Here is a 21,433-nt window from a genome sequence, read left to right on the forward strand (position 1 = left end):
AGCATGAGCCGCGGAACCGGCTTTGCCGGGCCGCAGGGCGGGCGGCCCCCTCGGGGGGCAGCGACCCACACGAAGTGGGGGAGCGTGGGGGCTAACGTTCTCGCTTGGACAGCCACTCTTCGAGGTAATGAATATTCGTGCCGCCGTCCATGAACTTGGCATCCACCATCAGCTCGCGGTGCAGCGGGATGTTGGTGTTGATGCCTTCGACCACGGTCTCGGCCAGCGCCGTGCTCATGCGGGCCAGCGCCTGCTCGCGCGTGTCGCCGTGCACGATGATCTTGCCGATCATCGAGTCGTAGTTGGGCGGCACGAAGTAGTTGGCGTAAATATGCGAGTCCACCCGCACGCCCGGCCCGCCCGGCGTGTGCCAGGTCGTGATGCGGCCCGGCGAAGGGACAAACTTGTACGGGTCTTCCGCGTTGATGCGGCATTCGATCGAATGGCCCTTGAGCTCGATGTCGCGCTGGGCGAAAGGCAGCTTTTCACCGGCGGCCACCATGATCTGGGTGCGCACGATGTCCACGCCGGTGATCCACTCGGTGACCGGGTGCTCCACCTGCACGCGGGTGTTCATCTCGATGAAGTAGAACTCGCCGTTTTCGTAGAGGAACTCAAAGGTGCCCGCGCCGCGGTAGCCGATCTTCTTGACGGCGGCGACGCAACGCTCGCCGATGCGCTCGATCAGCTTGCGCGGAATGCCGGGCGCTGGCGCTTCTTCAATGACTTTCTGGTGGCGCCGCTGCATGGAGCAGTCGCGCTCGCCCAGCCAGACCGCGTTTTTGTGCTGGTCGGCCAGGATCTGGATTTCGATGTGCCGCGGGTTCTGGAGAAACTTCTCCATGTAGACCTCGGGGTTGCCGAAAGCCGCGCCGGCTTCGGCCTTGGTGGTCTGCACCGCGTGCAGCAAGGCCGCCTCGGTGTGCACCACACGCATGCCTCGCCCGCCGCCGCCGCCCGCCGCCTTGATGATGACGGGGTAGCCGATCTGTTTGGCGGTGCGCTTGATGAAGACCGCGTCGTCGGGCAATGCGCCTTCGGAGCCGGGCACGCAGGGCACGCCGGCCTTGATCATGGTTTGCTTGGCCGAAACCTTGTCGCCCATGATGCGGATGGATTCGGGCGTGGGGCCGATGAACTTGAAGCCGCTTTTTTCTACCCGTTCGGCGAAGTCGGCGTTTTCGCTCAGGAAGCCGTAGCCGGGGTGAATCGCTTCAGCATCCGTCACCTCGGCGGCCGAGATGATGGCCGGCATGTTGAGGTAGCTGTCTTTGGAGGGCGCCGGGCCGATGCAGACCGACTCGTCCGCCAGCTTGATGTATTTCGCCTCGCGGTCGGCCTCGGAATAGACCATCACGGCCTTGACGCCGAGTTCGCGGCAGGCGCGCTGGATGCGCAACGCGATCTCTCCGCGGTTGGCGATCAGTATTTTCTTGAACATGCGTCGGTAAGCCTGGTTTGAAAAAGGGGGCGAAGCGCCCGCTTACTCAATGATGAAGAGCGGTTGGCCGTATTCGACAGCCTGGCCGTTTTCCGAAAGAATCTTGGTGACCGTGCCGGATTTGTCGGCTTCGATCTCGTTGAGGATCTTCATGGCCTCGATGATGCAGATGGTCTCGCCTTCCTTGACGACGCTGCCCAGTTCGACAAAAGGCTTGGCGCCGGGGCTGGCGGAGCGGTAGAAGGTGCCCACCATGGGCGACTTGACGGCATGGCCGGCCGGTGCGGCGGGGGCGGCTTCAGCCACCGGGGCAGCGGGGGCGCCTGCTGCGGGGGCCGCAGCGGGAGCTGCTACCATGGCAACCGGCTGCTGCATCACGAGCGGGGCGCCGCTGGACTTGACGATACGCACCTTGCCTTCGGCTTCGGTGATTTCCAGTTCAGACACGTTGGACTCCGAAACGAGGTCGATCAGGGTCTTGAGTTTTCTTAAATCCATGGGTTCTCTCCAACGACGGTAGATGCTGGCGCGAGGGTTTCAGCGCAGCGTCTGAATAAAAGCGTGGAAACCGGGCAAGCGCATCGCCAACACCGATCTCTCTTCTTTTTTCATTTACTTCCTGCTTTTGTGCCCTAAAGCACTTATCAGTTTATTACTGCAGGCACCAACCAGGTGGCCGGGCCTGTGAGAGCGCAGAGTGTACATCAAGCTGGAGGGCCTCCCAAGCCCCTGACGGCAACCCTGGCAGACCATTAGTAAGCGCCTATACCGCGGCTGTTCGGTGCAGCTCGCAGCGCGTTCCCGTCAGTTAGACCAAAGATACCAGCAACAGCTATTTCAGCTTGGCCCAAAGCGCCAGTTCTTCGGGCAAGACCTGGCCGATCTTGCGGTGAAGCAGCTCGCCGGTGGCGCTGAACACCACCGTAAAAGGCAGGCTGCCGGCGAGGTTGCCCAGCGATTTGCTGAGCTCGGTGCCGCCCATCCCGGCCATGCCGACCGGAAAATGCAGCGGTGTCGCTTTCAGCCAGTCCCTCACCTTGCTGGGCTGGTCGACCGCCAAACCGACGATTTGAATGTTTTTATCGCGGTTTTCCTGGTAGAAGTAATCCAGTAAAGGCAACTCCTCCACGCACGGCGGGCACCAGGTCGCCCAGAAATTGACCAGCAGGAGCTTGCCCCGAAAACTGCTCATGGACAGGTTTTTGCCGTCGGGCGTGTCGAAATTCAGGCTCCAGAAGGCGTCGGTCGCGCTGCCCGCCGTGCCGCCGGGAGCCTTGGCCACGACCTTTTCATCCACCGCGTGGGGCTGGAATTTCCACCAGGCGACGCCCGCGCCGGCCAGGCCGGCCACAACGGCGGTGCCGCCATAAAGCATGTTTCTGCGATTCACGAGTTCTCGGCTCCGGGTTGGGGGGACAGCAATTTTTGCACGGCGGCCAGGTCGCCTCGGGGGCTGCGGCCTTTGGTGTCGGGCCTCAGGGCGCCGCGCAGGTCGTCATGGTCATACACCATCAGGTGCACACCCACGGTTTCGTTTAGAGGTTTGCACACACTTCGCAAACTGAGCGCTTCCACGCTGTCGCCGGTAAAACCGGTGACGGTGCGCGGCTCGTAGTCCACATTGTGCTCAATCAGCGCGATCTCGGCCGATTTGGGGTCGTCGCAAAAAAGCTGGATATAGATATCAGACAGCCGGGTGGCCGTGCCGTGCCAGACGGCGCCTCCCAGATAGGGCCGGAACTGCGCCAGCCGCTCCATCCAGGTCAAGGCCAGCTCACGCAGCGCGGTCAGCTCGGCCGGCTGGGTGTCGGCGCAGAACAGCGCGATGTATTCACGCACCGCGTCTTCCAGCTCGTCGTTGCCCGGCAACTCGGTGCGCGCGGGCAGCGCCATCTGCTTGACGGCGCGGCGTTTGGCCGGGCCGTACTCCAGCCCTTCTTCCACGACCATGGCGGCGGCCGTGGCGGCGATTTCGGATTTGAGGGTGTGTGGGGTCAAGGTCGGCTGGCGTGGGCCAGTGATAGGAGTGAAGCAGATGCGGGCGAAACGATTGTGCCCGGGTTAGGCCACCGTTGCGGCCTAAAGTTCACGGCAAACAGCTGAAGGCGTGGTTGCTATGAAATCAGGAGCTAAAAGCCAAGGCAGCACCTGGGCCGGAGGCCTTTTTTACTTGAAACCCCCGGGAGCCGGAGGAGCCCCGGCCTGCCGGGCGGCAAAACGCCCTGCCTAGAATACGGGCCATGCACATACATATTCTGGGAATCTGCGGCACTTTCATGGGCGGCCTGGCCGCCCTGGCGCGGGAGGCGGGGCACAAAGTCACGGGTTGCGACACCGGCGTCTACCCGCCCATGAGCGACCAGCTGCGGGCCCTGGGCATTGAACTGATCGAAGGCTATAGCGCCGACCAGATGGCGTTTGAGCCCGATGTGTTTGTGATCGGCAACGTCGTGTCACGGGCCCGCCAGCCGGACGGCAGCCCACGGTATCCATTGATGGAAGCCATCCTCAACAGCGGCAAGCCCTACACGAGCGGTCCGCAGTGGCTGTCTGGCCACGTGTTGCACCACCCAACCCACCACGCCACCGGCCCGCGCCATGTGCTGGCCGTGGCCGGCACGCACGGCAAGACCACCACGACCGCCATGCTGACCTGGATCCTGGAGCAGGCCGGCCTCAAGCCGGGTTTTCTGGTGGGCGGCGTGCCGCTGAACTTCGGCGTGTCGGCCCGGCTGGGCGAAGGCAACGCCTTTGTGATCGAGGCCGACGAGTACGACACCGCGTTTTTCGACAAGCGCAGCAAGTTTGTGCATTACCGCCCGCGCACCGCCGTGCTGAACAACCTGGAGTTCGACCACGCCGACATCTTTGACGACCTGGCGGCCATCGAGCGGCAGTTTCACCACCTGGTGCGCACCGTGCCTTCGCAGGGGCGCGTGGTCGTCAACGCCGCCGAAGCCAGCCTGCAGCGCGTGCTGGCCCAGGGCTGCTGGAGCGAGCAGGTGCTTTTCGGCGGTGGCACACTGAATAAAGACGGCTTTACCGCCCAGGGCGAGCCGCATGACTTCAAGGTGCTGAAAGCCGGGCAGGCCGTGGCCCATGTGCAATGGGGCATCAGCGGCGTGCACAACCAGCTCAATGCACTGGCCGCCATCGCCGCGGCCGAGCATGTCGGCGTGGCGCCCGAAGCCGCCGCCCAGGCGCTGGCCTCCTTCCAGAACGTCAAGCGCCGCATGGAAGTGCGCGGCGTGGTGAAGAAACCCGGCGGCGACATCACGGTGTACGACGACTTCGCCCATCACCCGACCGCCATCCACACCACGGTGGACGGCCTGCGCCGCCAGATCAAAAGCGCCGGCAAGGGCGGCGAACGCATCCTGGCGATTTTCGAGCCGCGCAGCAACACCATGAAACTGGGCGCCATGACGGCCCAGCTGCCCTGGAGCCTGGAGCAGGCCGACCTGGCGTTTTGCCACGCCGGCGGGCTGGACTGGGATGCGCGCGCCGCACTCGCGCCCATGGGTGACCGCGCGCAGGTCGCTGGCACCATCGATCAGCTGGTTGGGCAGGTGCTGGCCGCGGTGCGGCCCGGTGACCATTTGCTGTGCATGAGCAACGGCGGGTTTGGCGGGATTCACGCCAGGCTGCTGGCGGCGCTGCAAGCGTGATGAACAGCCTTACGGATTCAAACCCGGTTTGCTATTAATTTGATAGCTACCAGTTCATGATTGGCATGGGCTGGAGGCTTAAATCGCTTAAGAAAAAGCGAACGCCGCAGGGGCGCTAGAAACTGATGCTGAGCGTGGCGACGTCGACATGCACAACGGGCTTGCCCAGCGCCGCACTCGAAGCCCGGGCAAATTCCTGGGCCCATTTGGCCTCGGCAAACTTCGCCGGCCCGGCCGCCTGGGCCACCACCACGACCTTGTCGGCCGTCAGCAGCTTGCCGGTGGGCCGCAGCGGCTCGCAGCCCATTTGCGTGAACTGGTCGTCCAGCCACCAGCGCGCCACATCGTGCGGCATGGGCTGCACTTCGTTGAGGTCCAGCCGCACGGGCGGGCTGTCTTTGAAGGTCACGCTGACTTCGCTGCGCATGGCCGGCTCCTGGTAGGCAGATGCTGCATGTTCGGCGATCTGCGGGCGCGCGGCATTCGCACTTACCCGCAAGATGCCGGCGGCCTCTTCGTTGCTTCTTACTTGGCGGCGCGACGCTTGAGCACGGCGGCAGACAGCACTTCCAGCACGTCCAGAGAATCGCCCCAGCCCAGGCAGGCGTCGGTGATGCTTTTGCCGTATTCCAGCGCTTTGGCGTCGTCCTTGCCGGGGGTGAATTTCTGCGCGCCGGGGTTGAGGTGGCTTTCCACCATCAGGCCGAACACATGGCGCGAGCCGCCCGCCACCTGGCCGGCGATGTCGCGCGCCACGTCGACCTGCTTTTCATGCTGCTTGGAGCTGTTGGCGTGGCTGCAGTCCACCATCAGCGTGGCCGGCAGTTTGGAGGCTTCGAGTTCCTTGCAGGCCGCCGCGACGCTGGCCGCGTCGTAGTTGGGCGCCTTGCCGCCGCGCAAAATCACGTGACAGTCCTTGTTGCCGTTGGTCTGCACGATGGCGACCTGGCCGTTTTTGTGCACCGACAAAAAGTGGTGGCCGCGGGCAGCCGCCTGGATGGCGTCCGTCGCAATGCGGATGTTGCCGTCGGTGCCGTTCTTGAAGCCGATGGGCGCCGACAGGCCCGAAGCCAGCTCGCGGTGCACCTGGCTTTCGGTCGTGCGCGCACCGATGGCGCCCCAGGAAATCAGGTCGCCGATGTACTGCGGCGAGATCACGTCGAGGAACTCGCTGCCGGCGGGCAGGCCCAGGCGGTTGATGTCGATCAGCAGCTGGCGCGCGATGCGCAGTCCTTCGTCGATGCGGAAGGTTTCGTCGAGGTAGGGGTCGTTGATCAGGCCCTTCCAGCCGACGGTGGTGCGCGGCTTTTCGAAGTAGACGCGCATCACGATTTCCAGCGAGCCTTCGTACTTCTTGCGCTGCTCGACCAGCTTGCGGGCGTATTCCAGCGCGGCCATCGGGTCATGGATGGAGCAAGGCCCGACGACGACAAGCAGGCGGTCGTCCTTGCCCTGGATGATGTTGTGGATGCTTTTGCGGGTTTTGCTGATCAGCGTCTCGACGGCGGTGCCGCGGATCGGGAAAAAGCGGATGAGATGCTCGGGAGGGGGTAGCACGGTGATGTCCTTGATGCGTTCGTCGTCGGTCTGGCTGGTCTTTTCGACGGTCGCATACCAGTTGTCGCTGGCGGAGGTGGGCTTGGCATTCATCGGAGTTTTCCTTTTCTTTCGGGCTATCAATCAGGTCGTCGGTGTCGGGTCATCTGGAAATTGGAACGGGCAAAAAAAAACCGCCGGAGGCCGGCGGTTTTTGGAGAATCGGTGCGTTTTATCGGGTCACGCGTTGATCTCTCTACCGCCGGAAGCGCTTGAGAACCAAAAGTAACCGAAGTAAAACTTGGCCGAATTCATAAGCTGAAATGTAGCACAGGTCAAAAAGTGGCCAATTCAGGGCCTGTTCAGGCGGTTCCGCCCACCGTCAGGCCGTCGATGCGCAGAGTCGGCTGGCCGACGCCGACCGGCACGCTCTGGCCTTCCTTGCCGCAGGTGCCCACGCCGCTGTCCAGCGCCATGTCGTTGCCCATCATGGTGACGCGGGTCAGCGCGTCGGGACCATTGCCGACAATCGTCGCGCCTTTGACCGGATACAGGATCTTGCCGTTTTCAACCCAGAAGGCTTCGCTGGCCGAAAACACGAACTTGCCCGAGGTGATGTCGACCTGGCCGCCGCCGAAGTTGGTGGCGTACAGGCCTTTTTTGATGCTGGCCACGATTTCTTCGGGCTGCTTGTCGCCGCCCAGCATGTAGGTGTTGGTCATGCGCGGCATGGGCACGTGGGCGTAGCTTTCGCGGCGGCCGTTGCCGGTGGGTTTGACCTTCATCAGGCGCGCATTGAGCGAGTCCTGGATATAGCCCTTCAAAATTCCGTCTTCGATCAGCACATTGCGCTGGCTGGCGTTGCCTTCGTCATCGACGTTGAGCGAGCCGCGGCGGTCGGCAATCGTGCCGTCGTCCAGCACCGTGACGCCCTTGGCTGCCACGCGCTGGCCGATCTTGCCGGAAAACGCGCTGGAGCCCTTGCGGTTGAAGTCGCCTTCCAGGCCGTGGCCGATGGCTTCGTGCAGCAGGATGCCGGGCCAGCCCGAGCCCAGCACCACCGTCATTTCACCGGCCGGCGCGGGCCGCGCATCGAGGTTGGTCAGCGCGGCTTTCACCGCGTCGTTCACATATTCGGCGATCTGCGCGTCATCAAAGTAAGCCAGGCCAAATCGCCCGCCGCCGCCGCCCGAACCGACTTCGCGCCGGCCTTTTTGTTCGGCGATCACCGTCACGCTCAGGCGCACCAGCGGGCGCACATCGGCGGCCAGCGTGCCGTCGGCGCGCGCCACCATCACCACGTCGTATTCACTGGCCAGCCCCGCCATCACCTGCACGATGCGCGGGTCCTTGGCCTTGGCGAGCTTTTCAACTTTCTCCAGCAGCTTGACCTTGGCGGTGCTGTCCAGCGTGGCGATCGGGTCCAGGCCCTGGTAGAGCGAGCGGCTGCCGGCGATGCGGCTGGCGGGCGTCTTCACGCGGGCCGATTTGCCGCCTGCGGAAATGCTGCGCACCGTGCGGGCGGCATCGAGCAGCGAGGCTTCGGAAATATCGTCGGAATAGGCAAATGCGGTTTTTTCGCCGCTCACGGCGCGCACACCCACGCCCTGGTCGATGCTGAAGGAGCCGGTCTTCACGATGCCTTCTTCCAGGCTCCAGCCTTCGCTGCGGGTGTACTGGAAGTAGAGGTCGGCATCGTCGGCGCCGTGGGAGGTGATTTCACCCAGTGCACGGCTCAAATGCGCCTGCGTGAGGCCGAAAGGCGCCAGCAGCAGCTTTTCAGCGATCTCCAGCCGCCCCGAGGTGGACGCCGCCGTCGGCTTGGCCGTCGATGAGGCCGTGGACTTGTTGGAGGCGGAGGCGGGGGTGGAGCGAAGTGAGGTCATTGGGCCATTGTAGGCAGTCTGCGCTGCCTGACATGCCCCATGGGCATTGCCCGCCACGCTCAGGATTTGCCGGCCAGGTGCTTGAGATGCTTGAAAAGGGCCGCGTCGTCCTCACCCGCCAACCCGGCCTGGTGCGCTTCGGCAAAAACCCGGCTGGCGCGCAGGCCCAGCGGGCCGTCAAACCCGGCCGCGCGGGCGGCCTCCATGGCCAGGCGGGTGTCTTTTTCAAGCAATGTCACGTGCGCGCGGGGCGCGTAGTCGCCGGCAATCGCTCGGCGCATGCGGTCCGACCCAATCCAGCTCTGCCCGCTGGATTGCTCGATCACGTCCAGCGTGGTGCCCAGGTCCAGCCCCAGCCGGCCAGCCAGCGCCAGCGCTTCGGCGGCGCCCACCAGGTTGATGCCCGCCAGCAGGTTGTTAACCAGCTTGGTGCGGGCGCCGTCGCCGGGCTTTTGGCTGATGCGAAACACCTTGGCTGACAAGGCCTGCAGCAACTCAGCCTGCTGCGCATAGACCTCGTCCGCGCAGGCCAGCATCAGGCTCATGGTGCCGTCGCGGGCCCGCGCGGGCCCGCCGGACATGGGCGCGTCCAGCGTGTGCACACCGCGTGCCGCCAGTCGGCTGGCGAAAGATTCAACGTCTTGGGGCGAGATCGTCGGGCACAGCATCACGGCATGGCCGGGTTGCAGCATGCGGGCCAGGCCCTGGCCGTCAAACAGCACGTCTTCGGTTTGCGCGGCGTCGACCACGCAGATGATGAAAGCCAGTGAATCGGCCGAAGCTTCGGCGGGGGAGTCAATGGCCACAGCGCCCAGCGCCACCATATCGGCCACCTTGCCCTCGTCGATGTCGCAGACCTGCACGCTCCAGCCCTGGCTCAGCAGGTTGGCCGCCATGCCGCCGCCCATATTGCCGACCCCAATCACGGTCACGAGTCTGGGGTTCACGGCAAGACTCCGTTCAGGACTGCACCAGCCGTTTGGCCTTGGCGATCGACATCAGCATGCCGATGGCCAGGCCCAGCGTGACCATGGCGGTGCCGCCGTAGCTGATAAAGGGCAAGGGCACGCCCACGACAGGCAGGATGCCGCTGACCATGCCCATGTTGACAAACGCATAGGTGAAAAAAATCATGGTCAGCGCGCCGGCCAGCAGGCGCGCAAACAGCGTCGGGGCCTCCAGCGCAATCGCCAGCCCGCGCAGGATGAGGAAGATGAATCCGGCGATCAGAAGCAGGTTGCCCAGGAGGCCGAATTCTTCGGAATAGGCCGCAAAGATGAAGTCGGTGGTGCGCTCGGGGATGAACTCCAGGTGCGTCTGGGTGCCGGCCATAAAACCCTTGCCGGTGATGCCGCCGGAGCCGATGGCGATCATGCCCTGGATGATGTGAAAGCCCTTGCCCAGCGGGTCGCGCGAAGGGTCCAGCAGCGTGCAGATGCGCTGCTGCTGGTAGTCGTGCAGGACGGGCCAGCGCATGCCGTCGGCGCACAGCTGCGGCTCAAACCACACCAGCAGGAACATGCCGGTCAGCCCCAGCAGCACCGGCGGCACGATCAGCTTCCAGCTCAGGCCCGCAAAAAAGATGACGGCCAAACCTGCAGCCAGCACCAGCAGCGAGGTGCCCAGGTCAGGCTGCTTCATGATCAGCCCGACCGGGATGATCAGCAGCAGCCCTGCCGCCAGGAAGTCCAGCGGGCGCAACTGGCCTTCGCGTTTCTGGAACCACCAGGCCAGCATCAGCGGCATGGCGATCTTGAGGATTTCGCTGGGCTGGATGACCACGCCCACATTCAGCCAGCGCCGCGCGCCTTTCTTGGTGATGCCGAAAATCGCCACCGCGATCAGCAACGTGACGCCGGCGATGTACAGCGGCACGGCAAAGGCCATCAGGCGCTGCGGCGGGATTTGCGCCACCACAAACATGATGGCGCCGGCAATCAGCATGTTGCGGCCGTGGTCGACAAAACGGGTGCCGTGGTCGTAGCCCGACGAATACATGATCAACAGGCCCGCACAGGCCAGCAGGAAAACGGCAAAAGCCAGCAGCCCGTCAAAGCCCTGCAGCAAAGGCAGGGTTCGCTGGTAGAGGGAGGGTTTGTCGAAAACGGCAGACATGCCGCGATTATCCGCCAGCTCGATGGCCGGGCTGGTCGCCTTGCAGGGATTGCGACGATCACTGTGGGCATCGGATTGCTATCAAATAAATAGCGCAATACCTAACCACCATATGGGCTGGAGGCCGATTTTTCTTAAGAACCCGGCGCACCGCCTGAAAGCCTGCACTCAAACCCAGGCAAGGCGCAGGGCCCACCCGCCGTCTAACATGGCGCCATGCGCACCACCCACCTGCTTTACCTGCACGGCTTTCGCTCTTCGCCCCTGTCCACCAAAGCCAAAAAAATGGCGGCCCTGGTACAGGCGCGCCACCCGGCCGTGCGCTGGTGGTGCCCTCAACTGCCGGCCTCGCCCAAAGCCGCGCTGCAGATGATTCAGGATGAAATAACCGGCTGGCCGCGGCAGGCCGGCTACGAAAGCATGGCGGTGATCGGCTCGTCGCTGGGCGGGTTTTACGCCACCGCCGTGGCGGAGCGCACCGGCTGCCGCGCCGTGCTGCTGAATCCGGCCGTGGAGCCGGCGCGCGACCTGGCCGGTTATATCGGCGAACAAACGACCTGGCAAAACCCGAATGAACACTTCTTCTTCGAGCCGCACTTTGTGGACGAGCTCGAGGCCCAGCACGCCGGGCCGTTGAAGGCGCCCAAAAACTACTTCGCCGTGATCGCCAAGGGCGACGAGGTGCTGGACTGGCGCGAAATGACGGCGCGCTATGCGGGCGCGCGCATCAAGCTGCTGGAAGGCGGCGACCATGCACTGAGCGACTTTGACGCGCATGTGCCTGAAATTCTCGATTTCCTGGCTTTGGCCTGAAATCTCCCCGAACGGGGCCTGATTACACTAGTCCCAAGTCATCAAAGACACCAAAGGGATCCCGTTTTGTTTGTATTGTTTGAAGAAGCCGGCAAGTTTCTGGCCGGCCGCATTTTGTCCGAGAGCGACGCCTCGCTGCAGGTCGAGCTCGACTCGGGCAAGCGCGTGAAGGTCAAGGGCGTCAACGCCCTGCTGCGATTTGAAAAACCCTCGCCTGCCGACATGGTGGCCGCGGGCCAGAAATTGAGCCAGGACATCGAGCTCGACCTGGCCTGGGAATTTGCCAGCGAAGAAGAATTCGGTTTTGCCGACCTGGCGCGCGACTACTTCAGCGCCGACGGCAAGGCCGCCACGCTGGAGCAGCAGGCCGCCGCCCTCTTTCGCCTGTACGACGCGCCGCATTACTTTCGCCGCGCTGGCAAGGGCCGCTTCAAAAAAGCCCCCGCCGAAATCCTGCAGCAGGCGCTGGCCGCCATCGAGAAAAAGAAACAGATCGCAGCACAGATCACCGCCTGGGCCGAAGAACTGGGCCGCGGCGAATGTCCGGCGCCGGTGCGCGAGCAGCTGTACAAAATCCTTTTCAAGCCCGACAAAAACAGCGCTGAATACAAGGCTGTGGTCGAGGCCTCGCGCGCCACGCACACCGCGCCGCTCGATCTGCTGCAAAAGTCCGGCGCCATCGCTTCGCCCTACCAGTTCCACTGGAAGCGCTTTCTGTTTGAAAACTTCCCCAAGGGCACCGGCTTCCCCGCGCTGCAGGCGCCTGAAGTCAAGGACGAGCTGCCGCTTGCCGACGTGAAGGCGTTTTCCATCGACGACTCGGCCACCACCGAGATCGACGACGCGCTCTCCGTGCAAGGCCTGGGCAGTGGCACCGTCACGCTGGGCATCCACATCGCCGCCCCCGGCCTGGCCGTCTTGCCCGGCAGCCCGATTGACACCGTGGGCCGCGCGCGGCTGTCCACCGTCTACATGCCCGGCTACAAGCTGACCATGCTGCCCGACGAGATCGTCAAAAGCTACACGCTGCAGGAAGGCCGCAACTGCCCTTCCCTGTCGCTGTACATCACGCTGGACGAAGCCACGCTGGAGATCAAGGACAGCGTGACCCGGCTGGAGCAGGTGCCCATCGTCAGCAACCTGCGCCACGACGTGCTGGACAGCACTTTCACCGAGGCCTTTTTTGAAGCCGCGCAAACCACCCCTCCCACCGGCGTTGAGTGGGGCGTGGAGCTGAGCTTTTTGCACCGCCTGGCCAAACACCTGAAGGCGCAGCGCGAAGTCGCACGCGGCAAGCCCGAGAACTTCAACCGGCCCGATTACAACTTCCGCCTGGACAACCCCACGGGTGCCGAGCCCCAGGGCAACGAGGCCGTCAGCATCAGCACCCGCCAGCGCGGCGCGCCGCTGGATTTGATCGTGGCCGAGGCGATGATTCTGGCCAACAGCACCTGGGGCCAGTGGCTGGCCGAGCACGGTGTGCCCGGCATTTACCGCAGCCAGGCGAGCCTGGCGCCCGGCGTGAAGGTGCGCATGGGCACCAAGGCCTTGCCGCATGCGGGCCTGGGCGTGAAAAGTTATGCCTGGAGCACCTCGCCGCTGCGCCGCTACACCGACCTGGTCAACCAGTGGCAAATCATTGCCTGTGCGCGCCACGGCCGCACGGCCGCGCTGGCTGCCCCCTTCAAGCCCAAAGACGCCGAGCTGTTTTCCATCATCTCGGGTTTTGATGCGGCCTACAGCGCCTACAACGGTTTCCAGGCCGGTATCGAGCGCTACTGGACGCTCAAATACCTGCAGCAAAACAACATCACCGAGCTCACCGCCACCGCCTTCAAGGACAACCTGGTGCGCGCCGACGAGTTGCCACTGGTGCTGCCGGCCGTGGGTGCGCAGGGCCTGCCGCGCGGCGCGAAAGTGCGCGTCAAGCTGGGCGAGATCGACGAGATCACGCTGGATATTTCAGGCACGGTGATCGAGCGGCTGGATGTCGACATCGACGAGTCGCCGGACCCGCTGGGCGAGGAAGACGGCGAGTCCGAGATGGCGGCCGGCCCGATCTCGATTGCCGTCGATGTCAATGAGCCACAAACCGATGCCGCCGCTGCGGCCCCGGTGGCAGGTTGACACCGGAATGCATGCATAAGCCCCGATAATCTGCTCTGTGAAATCCCCGAGCACACTGCAAATCGCTTTAGGCGCATCCATCGCGTTCCACGTGGTGTTGCTGACGGTGCGTTTTGTCGACCCGGAGCGTTTTAACCGCGTCTTCCAGGACACGCCGCTGGAAGTGATCCTGGTCAACGCCAAGTCCAACGAAAAGCCGGATTTCGCCAAGGCCATTGCGCAGGCGTCCCTCGCCGGCGGCGGCGAGGCCGAAAAAGGCCGGGCCACTTCGCCGCTGCCGCCATCGGCCCTGATGGAGCTGGGCGACGCCACCGAAGACGCGCAGCGCAAGGTCGAGTCGCTGCAGGAGCAGCAAACCCAGCTGCTGGCGCAGATCAAGAAACAGCTGGCCTCCATGCCGCCGCCCGACCTGACGCAGCCCGCCAACAACCCCGCACAGGCCGAGCGCGAAGAAAAGCGCAAGCAGCTCATCAAGATCCTGGCCGAGATCGAACGCCGCATCAACGAAGAAAATGCACGGCCCAAAAAGCGCTACATCAGCCCGGCCACGCGCGAAGAGGTCTACGCCGTGTACTACGACGAGCTGCGCCGCAAGATCGAAGACAAGGGCACCGTCAACTTCCCCGAGCAGGCCGGCAAAAAACTGTATGGCGAGCTCACCATGGTCGTCACCGTGAATTTCGACGGCAGCGTGATCGACACCGAAGTCGTGCAGACCTCGGGCAACCTGACGCTGGACCGGCGCGCGCAAAGCATCGTGCGCGGTACCGGGCCTTTCGGTAAATTCAGCGACGCCATGCGCCGCAAGGCCGACCAGATCGTCGTGGTGTCGCGCTTCAAGTTCACGCGCGACGACACGCTTGAGACCAAACTCACGAGCCGTTGAGGTCGCGCCATGGATCAGTACTACGTCCTGGGCAACCCGATCGCGCACAGCAAATCGCCGCTGATCCACGCGCGCTTTGCCGAACTGACCGGCCAGACGCTGCAGTACGAACGCCTGCTGGTGCCGCTGGATGCCTTTGCCGCCACGCTGGCGCAACTGGCACAAGACGGCGTTAAAGGCTGCAACATCACCGTCCCTTTCAAACTTGAAGCCTTTGAAGCTGCCGCCACGCTGACCGACCGCGCGCAACTGGCCCGGGCCGCCAACACGCTCAAACTGGACGGCGGCCTCATCCATGCCGACAACACCGACGGCGTAGGCCTGGTGAACGACATCCAGAACAACGCCGGTGTTTCGCTGGCCGGGCGCGATGTGCTGCTGATAGGCGCGGGCGGCGCGGGGGCCGGTGCGCTGGCGCCGCTGCTGGCGGCCGGGCCGCGCCGGCTGGTGCTGGTCAACCGCACACGGGCCAAGGCCGATGCGCTGGTGGACAGCCACAAGGCGCATCCCTCCATGCAGGCTTTGCTACAAAAAACAGAGCTACAAGCCCAGGACCTGCCTGGGCTGCAGGGCAATTTCGATGTAATCATCAATGCCAGCGCCAGCAGCCTGGCCGGCGCCGGCGTGCCGGTGGCGGCCTGCGTACTCAAGCCCGGCGCGCTGGCCTGCGACATGATGTATGGCCCCGCGGCCGCCGGCTTTATGGTCTGGGCCAAAGACCACGGCGCCACGCCGCGCGACGGTCTGGGCATGTTGGTGGAGCAAGCCGCCGAGGCCTTCGAAATCTGGCGCAAGGTGCGCCCGCCGTCCGCGCAGGTGCTGCGGGAAATGCGGGCGCAGTTCGGATGAAAGCGCTGCTCCGCTTGCTGGGCCTGGGGCTGATCGCCGGGCTGGCGCTGCAGCTCTTTTTTGTGGCGCGCATCGCCATGATGGCTGTGGTGAACCCGGAGTCGACCGCCTTCCAGCGCTCGGAGGCTTATCTCATCGCGCGCAACACCGGCGCCCTGAAATGGCGCCAGCAGTGGGTGCCTTACAGCGAGCTGCCGGCACACCTCAAGCGCGCCGTCATCGCCTCGGAAGACGCGAGTTTTGCCGAGCACGACGGCGTGGACATGGAAGCGCTGGAAAAAGCCTGGGACAAAAACGCCAAGGCCGAGCAGCGCGCCGCGCAGTCGGCCAGCCGGCTGGCCCCGGCCAACAAGGCGGCCGCAACCCCGGCCAAGCCCCCCAAAATCGTGGGCGGCTCCACCATCACGCAGCAGCTGGCCAAAAACCTCTTTTTGTCGGGTGAACGCACCTTGCTGCGCAAAGGCCAGGAGCTGGTGCTGACGCTGATGCTGGAGGCGCTGCTGAGCAAGGAACGCATCCTGGAGATCTACCTCAACAGCGTGGAATGGGGTGAAGGCATTTTTGGCGCCGAGGCTGCGGCCCAGCACTACTACCGCAAGCCCGCAGCCAAGCTCAGCGCCTACGAGGCCGCGCGCCTGGCCGTGATGCTGCCCCGGCCCAAGTACTTTGAAACCCGGCCGGCCTCGGGTTACCTCGCCTCACGCGCCGGCACCATCGTGGCGCGCATGGGCGGCGTGGAACTGCCCTAGAACCCGTTCACGGTCAGCGCTTGACCACCAGCGAAGCCACGCCGGCCTCCCGGTTGCGGCCCACATCGGTTTGCAGGCTGCCCACCGGCGCCGTGCTGGTGTAAGTGCCGGCCGCCGAAGCCCGCACCTTGATCGAAACCGTGCACCCGCCGCTGCGGATGCCCATGCCGGCATCGACTGTCACCGTGCTGCCGCCTGGCGCGGCGCTGACCGAACCCAGGCAGTCGCCGCCCAGGCCCGACGGGTTGGCCACCACCAGGCCGGCGGGCAGCGTCTGCGCGAAAGGCGCGGCCAATACTGCGGCGCGACTGCCGGTGCTGTTGAAATGCAGCTCCAGCGTGCTGGTGCCACCGGGTGCAATCGTCGTGGGCGTGAAGACCTGGTTGATCGCGGGCGGGTTGGCCGCGTTGCCGGTCACCATCAGGTCGCGCACCTCGTGCACATTTTTGGCGCCGCCCGTGCTGCCGGCCACCCCCACGCTCAGCGCGGCGGGCGCCGCATAGGGGAAGTCGGTGTTGGACAGCAGGCGCCGGAAGGGGCCGGCCGTGCCGTCGCGCACATCGACATTGATGGTGTAGCCCACGCCGGCGGTCTTGGGCGTCAGCGTCATCACCACCTGGCGCAGCAACGGGCGCGCGGTGGCCGTGGCCTGGTCCACGTTGCCGGGCATGGGCACATGGGCAATAAAGGGGTTGCTGGCCGTGACGGGGCCGCGCAGCACCAGTGCCTGCGGCGCGCCGCCGGGACCGCCGCCGCCCGAGCAGTTGTCGGCCGGGCTGGAGAAATTGCCGTATTCATCCAGCGCCAGCGCCAGGTAGCCGCCGGCGCCCTTGCAATAACCCAGGCCACCGCCGGGCAGCGCACCGGCCATGTTTTGTGTGGCGTCATAAAGGAAGACCGAGATGCCGTCTGCGCCCGGCGCGCCGCCGCCCCACGAGGCATAGCTGAACGCCAGCGTCACGCCGCCCTGCGCACTGAAGCTGGCGGCGGTGTAGCGCACATTGCCCTGCGCACTGCCGACATTGCCCGTGAGCCGGAGCCAGCCGGCGCCTTCGGCATCGGCGACGGGTGCGGTCAGCGCCACCGACCCGCCCGGGCTCCAGCCCGCATCGAGTGTGGAGGCCGAGAAACGCCCGTGCACCTGGAACTGGCCCCAGGCGGCGCACGACAGCGCCAGGCACGCACCGCCGGCAAGCCAGCGGGACAGGAAAGCCGCGCGCCTGGGCGCAGCGAAAGATGGGGAAGTGTGGAGTTTCAGCATCGGCTACGAACGGAAGTATTAATAAGTATGCGCATCTTGCTATGTACCAGAATAGTTTGAATCGCGCCAGACGGTCACGGCGGGAACGTATCATCGGCGCCATGCTTGCCAAAATAATGAGCCTTTTCCTGCTGGGCCTGATCCGTACGCTCACAGGCGCACAGGCCCGCTGGCTGGGCTGCCCGCCCAAGGCCGAACAGCGGATTTACTTCGCCAACCACCAAAGCCACGCCGACCTGGTGCTGATGTGGGCGGCGCTGCCCGAAGAGCTGCGCAGCATCACCCGCCCCATCGCCGCCAAAGATTACTGGACCAAAACGCCGTTCAAGAAGTGGATCACCACGGCGGTCTTCAACGCCATTTACGTCGACCGCGCCAAGACCGGCGACCAGGACCCGCTGGAGCCGCTGATCGAGGCGCTGACCAACGGCGACTCCATCATCCTGTTCCCCGAAGGCACACGCGGCAACCAGGAAGAGCCGCAAAAATTCAAGGCCGGCCTCTACAACCTGGCGCTGAAGTTTCCCCACGTCGTGCTGGTGCCGGCCTGGATCAACAACGTGCAGCGCGTCATGCCCAAGGGCGAAGTCGTGCCGGTGCCCATCCTGTGCTCGGTCACCTATGGCGCGCCGATTTCGCTGGCCCCGGGTGAAGACCGCGGCGAATTCCTGGCGCGCGCGCGCCAGGCCGTCATCGACCTCAGGGAAACCTGACCCCAAGGCCCGGATTCCTGATGAACACCTTCTTGCGCAACCTTTCCCCCTCGCACCAGGTCGGCCTGCTGTTTGTGCTGGTCTTCGGCGTGCTGGCCATCATCAGCGCGGTGGCCTTTGTGATGTCGCTCAAGGACACGCACGAGGACGACCTGCACACCGACAAGCTCAAGGAATTCAACGGCCTGCTGCGCACCTCCTGGCTGATGTCGACGGTGTTCTGGATAGGCTGGACGCTGGGCGAGACCGTGGCCACGGTGCTGTTCGCCGTGGTGGCGTTTTTTGCGCTGCGCGAGTTCATCACGCTCTCCCCCACCCGCCAGGGCGACCACCGCAGCCTGGTGCTGGCGTTTTTTGTGGTGCTGCCGGTGCAGTTCGCGCTGGTGATCACGCGGCGCTTTGATTTGGTCACCGTGTTCATTCCGGTGTACGTGTTCCTGGCGATCCCGGTGGTGAGCGCACTGGCCGACGACCCGCAGCGCTTCCTGGAGCGCAACGCCAAGCTGCAGTGGGGCATCATGGTCTGCGTCTACGGCATCAGCCACGTGCCGGCCCTGCTGCTGCTGAAGTTTCCCAACTACGACGGCAAGAACGCCTTCCTGGTGTTCTTCCTGGTGTTTGTGGTGCAGACCTGCATGATCGTGGAGCACCTGGTGGGCCGCAAGCTGCAGCGCCCGCCCAGTGCGCCCAATGTGAGCAAGAGTTTTAACTGGACCAGCTGGCTGATCGCCGTGGTCGTGGCCAGCCTGCTGGGCGGCCTGCTGGCGGGCCTCACACCCTTCAAGCCCGCGCAGGCCGTCGCCATGGCTTTCATCGCCTGCGTGTCGGGCTCGCTCGGGCACCTGGTGATGAAGGCCCTCAAGCGCGACCGCGGCATTCCCAACTGGGGCAAGCGCGGCGTGGGCGTCACGGGCGCCAGCGGACTGCTCGACAGGGTCGATGCGCTGTGCTTCGGCGCACCGATCTTCTTCCACTCGGTTCGATGGTATTTTGGCCTCTAGCCCTTACTGTACCTTGACCAGTAGCTACAAAATTCATAGCAGATGCGCATCCTAGGCATAGACCCCGGCCTGCAGACGTCCGGCTTCGGCGTGGTCGATGTGGATGGCCAACACCTGCGCTACGTGGCCAGCGGCACCATCAAGACCACCCACCTGGAGCGCGCCGATCTGCCGGGCCGGCTCAAGGTGCTTTTTGAAGGTGTGTGCGAGGTGGTCGAGCGCTACCAGCCCGACGCCGCCTCGGTCGAAATCATTTTTGTCAACGTCAACCCGCAGGCGACGCTGCTGCTGGGCCAGGCGCGCGGGGCCTGCATCACCGCGCTGGTGTCACGCGAACTTTCGGTGGCTGAATACACTGCGCTGCAGCTCAAAAAAGCCGTGGCCGGCTACGGCAAGGCCGGCAAGGCCGAGGTGCAGGAGATGGTGATGCGGCTGCTAAAGCTGCCCTCGCTGCCCGGCAAGGATGCGGCCGATGCGCTGGGCCTGGCAATTACCCACGCCCATGTGGGCAGCGCGATGGCGCGGCTGGCGCAGGCCAGCGGCACGGGCGCGCCAATGACGGGAAATTACCGGGGTGGTCGAAGCCGATAGATTTTTACCTTGAGCGCCCGCATCTCAGCAAAGGCGTTAGCGTCCGGTATTTTTTGCCGGGCCACAGCGATCGGAGGGATTCAAGACAGTCTTGCATTGCTGAAACGCCTCTTCTTTTGACCCCGCGAGGCATCTGAAAAGGTGCGAAGCATTCCTGGCTTCATAGTACGCGCGCCATAAGGCGTCGCATTCCGTTCCTGTTTGACCTTTAGAAGACTGGCCTGCTGAACCAGGAGCAGCAGATCCTGGACTGGCAGGCGGGAGCCGGGCGGCCTCGTCACGAATTCGTTCGGCCTCCAGGGCGGCCAGCCGATCGCGATCCCTGGCAGCACGTGCGGCAGCCGTCGCACGCTCGCTTTCGGGCACCTGAAACTTCCCGGAGTTGATTTTGGTCGCGACGGCCTTATAGCGTTCCGGAACAGAATCGGCGACGTGCGTGCGGCCATGCTCGTCCACCCAGCGTCATATATCGGCGGCATGGCAAAGGCCGGCAACACACACCAAGACGATAGCGGCCAATCCTTTCACCGCAGTCCCCCGGGTAAATTTGTTGCAGCGAATCACGGCGTTAACTGCGCTGAGATGCTGCGGCAGACTGACTACACACGATCAAGTATCAATATCGCAAAAAAGACGAAGGCGGCAACCAGCGTCCAGATGAGGAGGGTCAGCCCCACACGTTTATAGCGGTCCTTCGACGTCAGCGCGTAGGCCGCAAAAAATCCAGCCGACACAAAAAGCAGCAGGAAAATAGCGACGCGGAAAACTGCCATGGGTGATTTTGCTTACTCGCAGGCTACCAGGCGCGCGCCAGCGTCGCAAAACCCTGCGGCGCTTTTTTCTCGTCCTCGAAGGTCACGACCTCGTAGGCGTCCTTGTGCGCCAGCAATTCGCGCAGCAGCTTGTTGTTCATCGCGTGGCCGGAGCGGAACGCGCTGTAGGCCGCCAGCATCGGCTTGCCCAGCAAATACAGGTCGCCCATGGCGTCGAGGATCTTGTGCTTCACGAACTCGTCGTTGTAGCGCAGGCCGTCGCTGTTGAGTACCTTGTAGTCGTCCATCACGATGGCGTTGTCCAGCCCGCCGCCCAGCGCCAGGCCGTTGGCACGCATCATTTCCACGTCTTTGGTAAAGCCGAAGGTGCGGGCCCTGGCGATGTCGCGCGTGTAAACGCCCGAGCCCATGTCGAACTCCACGCGCTGGCCGGTCGAGTCCACCGCCGGGTGGTCAAAATCAATTTCAAAGCTGAGCTTGTAGCCTTCGTAAGGACTCAGGCGCGCCCACTTGGTGTTGGCGCCCTCGCCTTCGCGCACCTCCACCGGCTTGATCACACGGATAAAACGTTTGGGCGCAGCCTGCAGTGCAATGCCCGCCGACTGCAGCAAAAACACGAACGACGAAGCCGAGCCATCCAGGATCGGCACTTCTTCAGCCGTGATGTCCACATACAGGTTGTCGATGCCCAGGCCCGCACAGGCCGACATCAAATGCTCAACCGTGTGCACCTTGGCGCTGCCGCTCGAGATCGTCGACGCCAGCCGCGTGTCCGTCACCGACTGCGCAGAGATCACGATGTCCACCGGCTGCGGCAAATCCACCCGGCGAAACACAATCCCCGTGTCCGGCGCCGCAGGCCGCAAAGTCAACTCCACCCGCTGCCCACTGTGCAGGCCCACGCCCACGGCTTTGGTCAGTGACTTAAGGGTTCTTTGGGCAAGCATGGTGTCTATTTTAGGTGGCGCAAAGCCATTTCAAGGGTAGGGGATAGCAATGCCGGGCATAGGCAGAGTGCATTGGG

At 64.1% G+C, this 21,433-nt stretch carries 21 protein-coding genes; 9 read left to right on the forward strand and 12 right to left on the reverse strand.

Features of this window, described 5'->3' with window-relative positions:
• Window positions 1–91 precede the first annotated feature (91 nt).
• The 4 genes from accC to DT070_RS02795 all read right to left on the reverse strand — a co-directional run bounded on the left by accC (window position 92) and on the right by DT070_RS02795 (window position 3,391).
• Window positions 92–1,441: an acetyl-CoA carboxylase biotin carboxylase subunit gene (gene accC, locus DT070_RS02780; protein WP_122954032.1), complete on the reverse strand. Its 1,350-nt coding sequence runs from the start codon at window positions 1,439–1,441 to the stop codon at window positions 92–94.
• 42 nt (window positions 1,442–1,483) lie between these two features.
• A complete protein-coding gene (accB, locus tag DT070_RS02785; protein WP_122954033.1) occupies window positions 1,484–1,939 on the reverse strand; it encodes an acetyl-CoA carboxylase biotin carboxyl carrier protein in 456 nt (151 codons plus the stop codon).
• Window positions 1,940–2,273: 334 nt separating this feature from the next.
• The gene (locus DT070_RS02790) at window positions 2,274–2,831 is read right to left on the reverse strand and encodes a TlpA disulfide reductase family protein (protein WP_240642559.1); all 558 of its coding nucleotides are present in this window, start codon (window positions 2,829–2,831) and stop codon (window positions 2,274–2,276) included.
• The gene (locus tag DT070_RS02795; RefSeq protein ID WP_122957218.1) at window positions 2,828–3,391 is read right to left on the reverse strand and encodes a hypothetical protein; all 564 of its coding nucleotides are present in this window, start codon (window positions 3,389–3,391) and stop codon (window positions 2,828–2,830) included. The genes DT070_RS02790 and DT070_RS02795 overlap by 4 nt, the downstream gene beginning before the upstream one ends.
• A gap of 290 nt (window positions 3,392–3,681) precedes the next feature.
• On the opposite strand from DT070_RS02795, the gene mpl reads away from it, so the two are divergent.
• Window positions 3,682–5,109: a UDP-N-acetylmuramate:L-alanyl-gamma-D-glutamyl-meso-diaminopimelate ligase gene (gene mpl, locus DT070_RS02800; protein ID WP_122954035.1), complete on the forward strand. Its 1,428-nt coding sequence runs from the start codon at window positions 3,682–3,684 to the stop codon at window positions 5,107–5,109.
• Window positions 5,110–5,224: 115 nt separating this feature from the next.
• On the opposite strand, the gene DT070_RS02805 is transcribed toward mpl, so the two are convergent.
• From DT070_RS02805 to rodA, 5 genes are all read right to left on the reverse strand, one after another.
• Window positions 5,225–5,536 (reverse strand): hypothetical protein, encoded by a 312-nt coding sequence (locus DT070_RS02805; protein ID WP_122954036.1) that lies wholly within the window; start codon window positions 5,534–5,536, stop codon window positions 5,225–5,227.
• Between the two features lie 98 nt (window positions 5,537–5,634).
• Window positions 5,635–6,759 (reverse strand): 3-deoxy-7-phosphoheptulonate synthase, encoded by a 1,125-nt coding sequence (locus tag DT070_RS02810; protein ID WP_122954037.1) that lies wholly within the window; start codon window positions 6,757–6,759, stop codon window positions 5,635–5,637.
• 248 nt (window positions 6,760–7,007) lie between these two features.
• On the reverse strand, window positions 7,008–8,531 hold the full coding sequence (gene tldD / locus DT070_RS02815; RefSeq protein ID WP_228778592.1) for a metalloprotease TldD: 1,524 nt from the start codon (window positions 8,529–8,531) through the stop codon (window positions 7,008–7,010).
• Between the two features lie 59 nt (window positions 8,532–8,590).
• Window positions 8,591–9,478 carry an NAD(P)-dependent oxidoreductase gene (locus DT070_RS02820; RefSeq protein ID WP_228778591.1) on the reverse strand — a complete coding sequence of 296 codons (888 nt, stop codon included), beginning with the start codon at window positions 9,476–9,478 and terminating at the stop codon, window positions 8,591–8,593.
• 13 nt (window positions 9,479–9,491) lie between these two features.
• Entirely contained in the window at window positions 9,492–10,646 is a 1,155-nt protein-coding gene (gene rodA, locus DT070_RS02825; protein ID WP_122954038.1) for a rod shape-determining protein RodA, read from the reverse strand.
• A gap of 216 nt (window positions 10,647–10,862) precedes the next feature.
• Between rodA and DT070_RS02830 the strand changes: the two genes are divergently transcribed.
• The 5 genes from DT070_RS02830 to DT070_RS02850 all read left to right on the forward strand — a co-directional run bounded on the left by DT070_RS02830 (window position 10,863) and on the right by DT070_RS02850 (window position 16,070).
• On the forward strand, window positions 10,863–11,459 hold the full coding sequence (locus tag DT070_RS02830) for a YqiA/YcfP family alpha/beta fold hydrolase (RefSeq protein ID WP_122954039.1): 597 nt from the start codon (window positions 10,863–10,865) through the stop codon (window positions 11,457–11,459).
• A 66-nt stretch (window positions 11,460–11,525) separates the two neighbouring features.
• A complete protein-coding gene (locus DT070_RS02835; protein ID WP_122954040.1) occupies window positions 11,526–13,586 on the forward strand; it encodes a ribonuclease catalytic domain-containing protein in 2,061 nt (686 codons plus the stop codon).
• A 37-nt stretch (window positions 13,587–13,623) separates the two neighbouring features.
• Entirely contained in the window at window positions 13,624–14,472 is an 849-nt protein-coding gene (locus tag DT070_RS02840) for an energy transducer TonB (protein WP_122954041.1), read from the forward strand.
• A 9-nt stretch (window positions 14,473–14,481) separates the two neighbouring features.
• Complete coding sequence (gene aroE / locus DT070_RS02845; protein ID WP_122954042.1) at window positions 14,482–15,321, forward strand: shikimate dehydrogenase; 840 nt, start codon at window positions 14,482–14,484, stop codon at window positions 15,319–15,321.
• Window positions 15,318–16,070, forward strand: a complete 753-nt coding sequence (locus tag DT070_RS02850; protein ID WP_122954043.1) for a transglycosylase domain-containing protein — start codon at window positions 15,318–15,320, stop codon at window positions 16,068–16,070. The genes aroE and DT070_RS02850 overlap by 4 nt, the downstream gene beginning before the upstream one ends.
• 13 nt (window positions 16,071–16,083) lie before the next feature.
• Here the strand turns inward: DT070_RS02850 and DT070_RS02855 are convergent, their stop codons facing one another.
• Window positions 16,084–17,331 (reverse strand): hypothetical protein, encoded by a 1,248-nt coding sequence (locus DT070_RS02855; protein WP_122954044.1) that lies wholly within the window; start codon window positions 17,329–17,331, stop codon window positions 16,084–16,086.
• Between the two features lie 101 nt (window positions 17,332–17,432).
• Between DT070_RS02855 and DT070_RS02860 the strand changes: the two genes are divergently transcribed.
• The 3 genes from DT070_RS02860 to ruvC are packed head-to-tail and all read left to right on the forward strand — an operon-like array spanning window position 17,433 to window position 19,636.
• The gene (locus DT070_RS02860; protein ID WP_122954045.1) at window positions 17,433–18,044 is read left to right on the forward strand and encodes a 1-acyl-sn-glycerol-3-phosphate acyltransferase; all 612 of its coding nucleotides are present in this window, start codon (window positions 17,433–17,435) and stop codon (window positions 18,042–18,044) included.
• A gap of 20 nt (window positions 18,045–18,064) precedes the next feature.
• On the forward strand, window positions 18,065–19,045 hold the full coding sequence (locus tag DT070_RS02865) for a phosphatidate cytidylyltransferase (protein WP_122954046.1): 981 nt from the start codon (window positions 18,065–18,067) through the stop codon (window positions 19,043–19,045).
• Between the two features lie 42 nt (window positions 19,046–19,087).
• A complete protein-coding gene (ruvC, locus tag DT070_RS02870; protein ID WP_122954047.1) occupies window positions 19,088–19,636 on the forward strand; it encodes a crossover junction endodeoxyribonuclease RuvC in 549 nt (182 codons plus the stop codon).
• 599 nt (window positions 19,637–20,235) lie between these two features.
• On the opposite strand, the gene DT070_RS21205 is transcribed toward ruvC, so the two are convergent.
• Together DT070_RS21205 and lpxC are read right to left on the reverse strand one after the other, a co-directional pair.
• The gene (locus DT070_RS21205; protein ID WP_164483706.1) at window positions 20,236–20,409 is read right to left on the reverse strand and encodes a hypothetical protein; all 174 of its coding nucleotides are present in this window, start codon (window positions 20,407–20,409) and stop codon (window positions 20,236–20,238) included.
• A gap of 23 nt (window positions 20,410–20,432) precedes the next feature.
• Window positions 20,433–21,356, reverse strand: coding sequence for a UDP-3-O-acyl-N-acetylglucosamine deacetylase (gene lpxC, locus DT070_RS02875; protein WP_122954048.1), 924 nt, complete (start codon window positions 21,354–21,356; stop codon window positions 20,433–20,435).
• Between the last annotated feature and the right edge of the window lie 77 nt (window positions 21,357–21,433).

The organism is Polaromonas sp. SP1, assembly GCF_003711205.1.
Classification (GTDB): Bacteria; Pseudomonadota; Gammaproteobacteria; order Burkholderiales; family Burkholderiaceae_C; genus Polaromonas.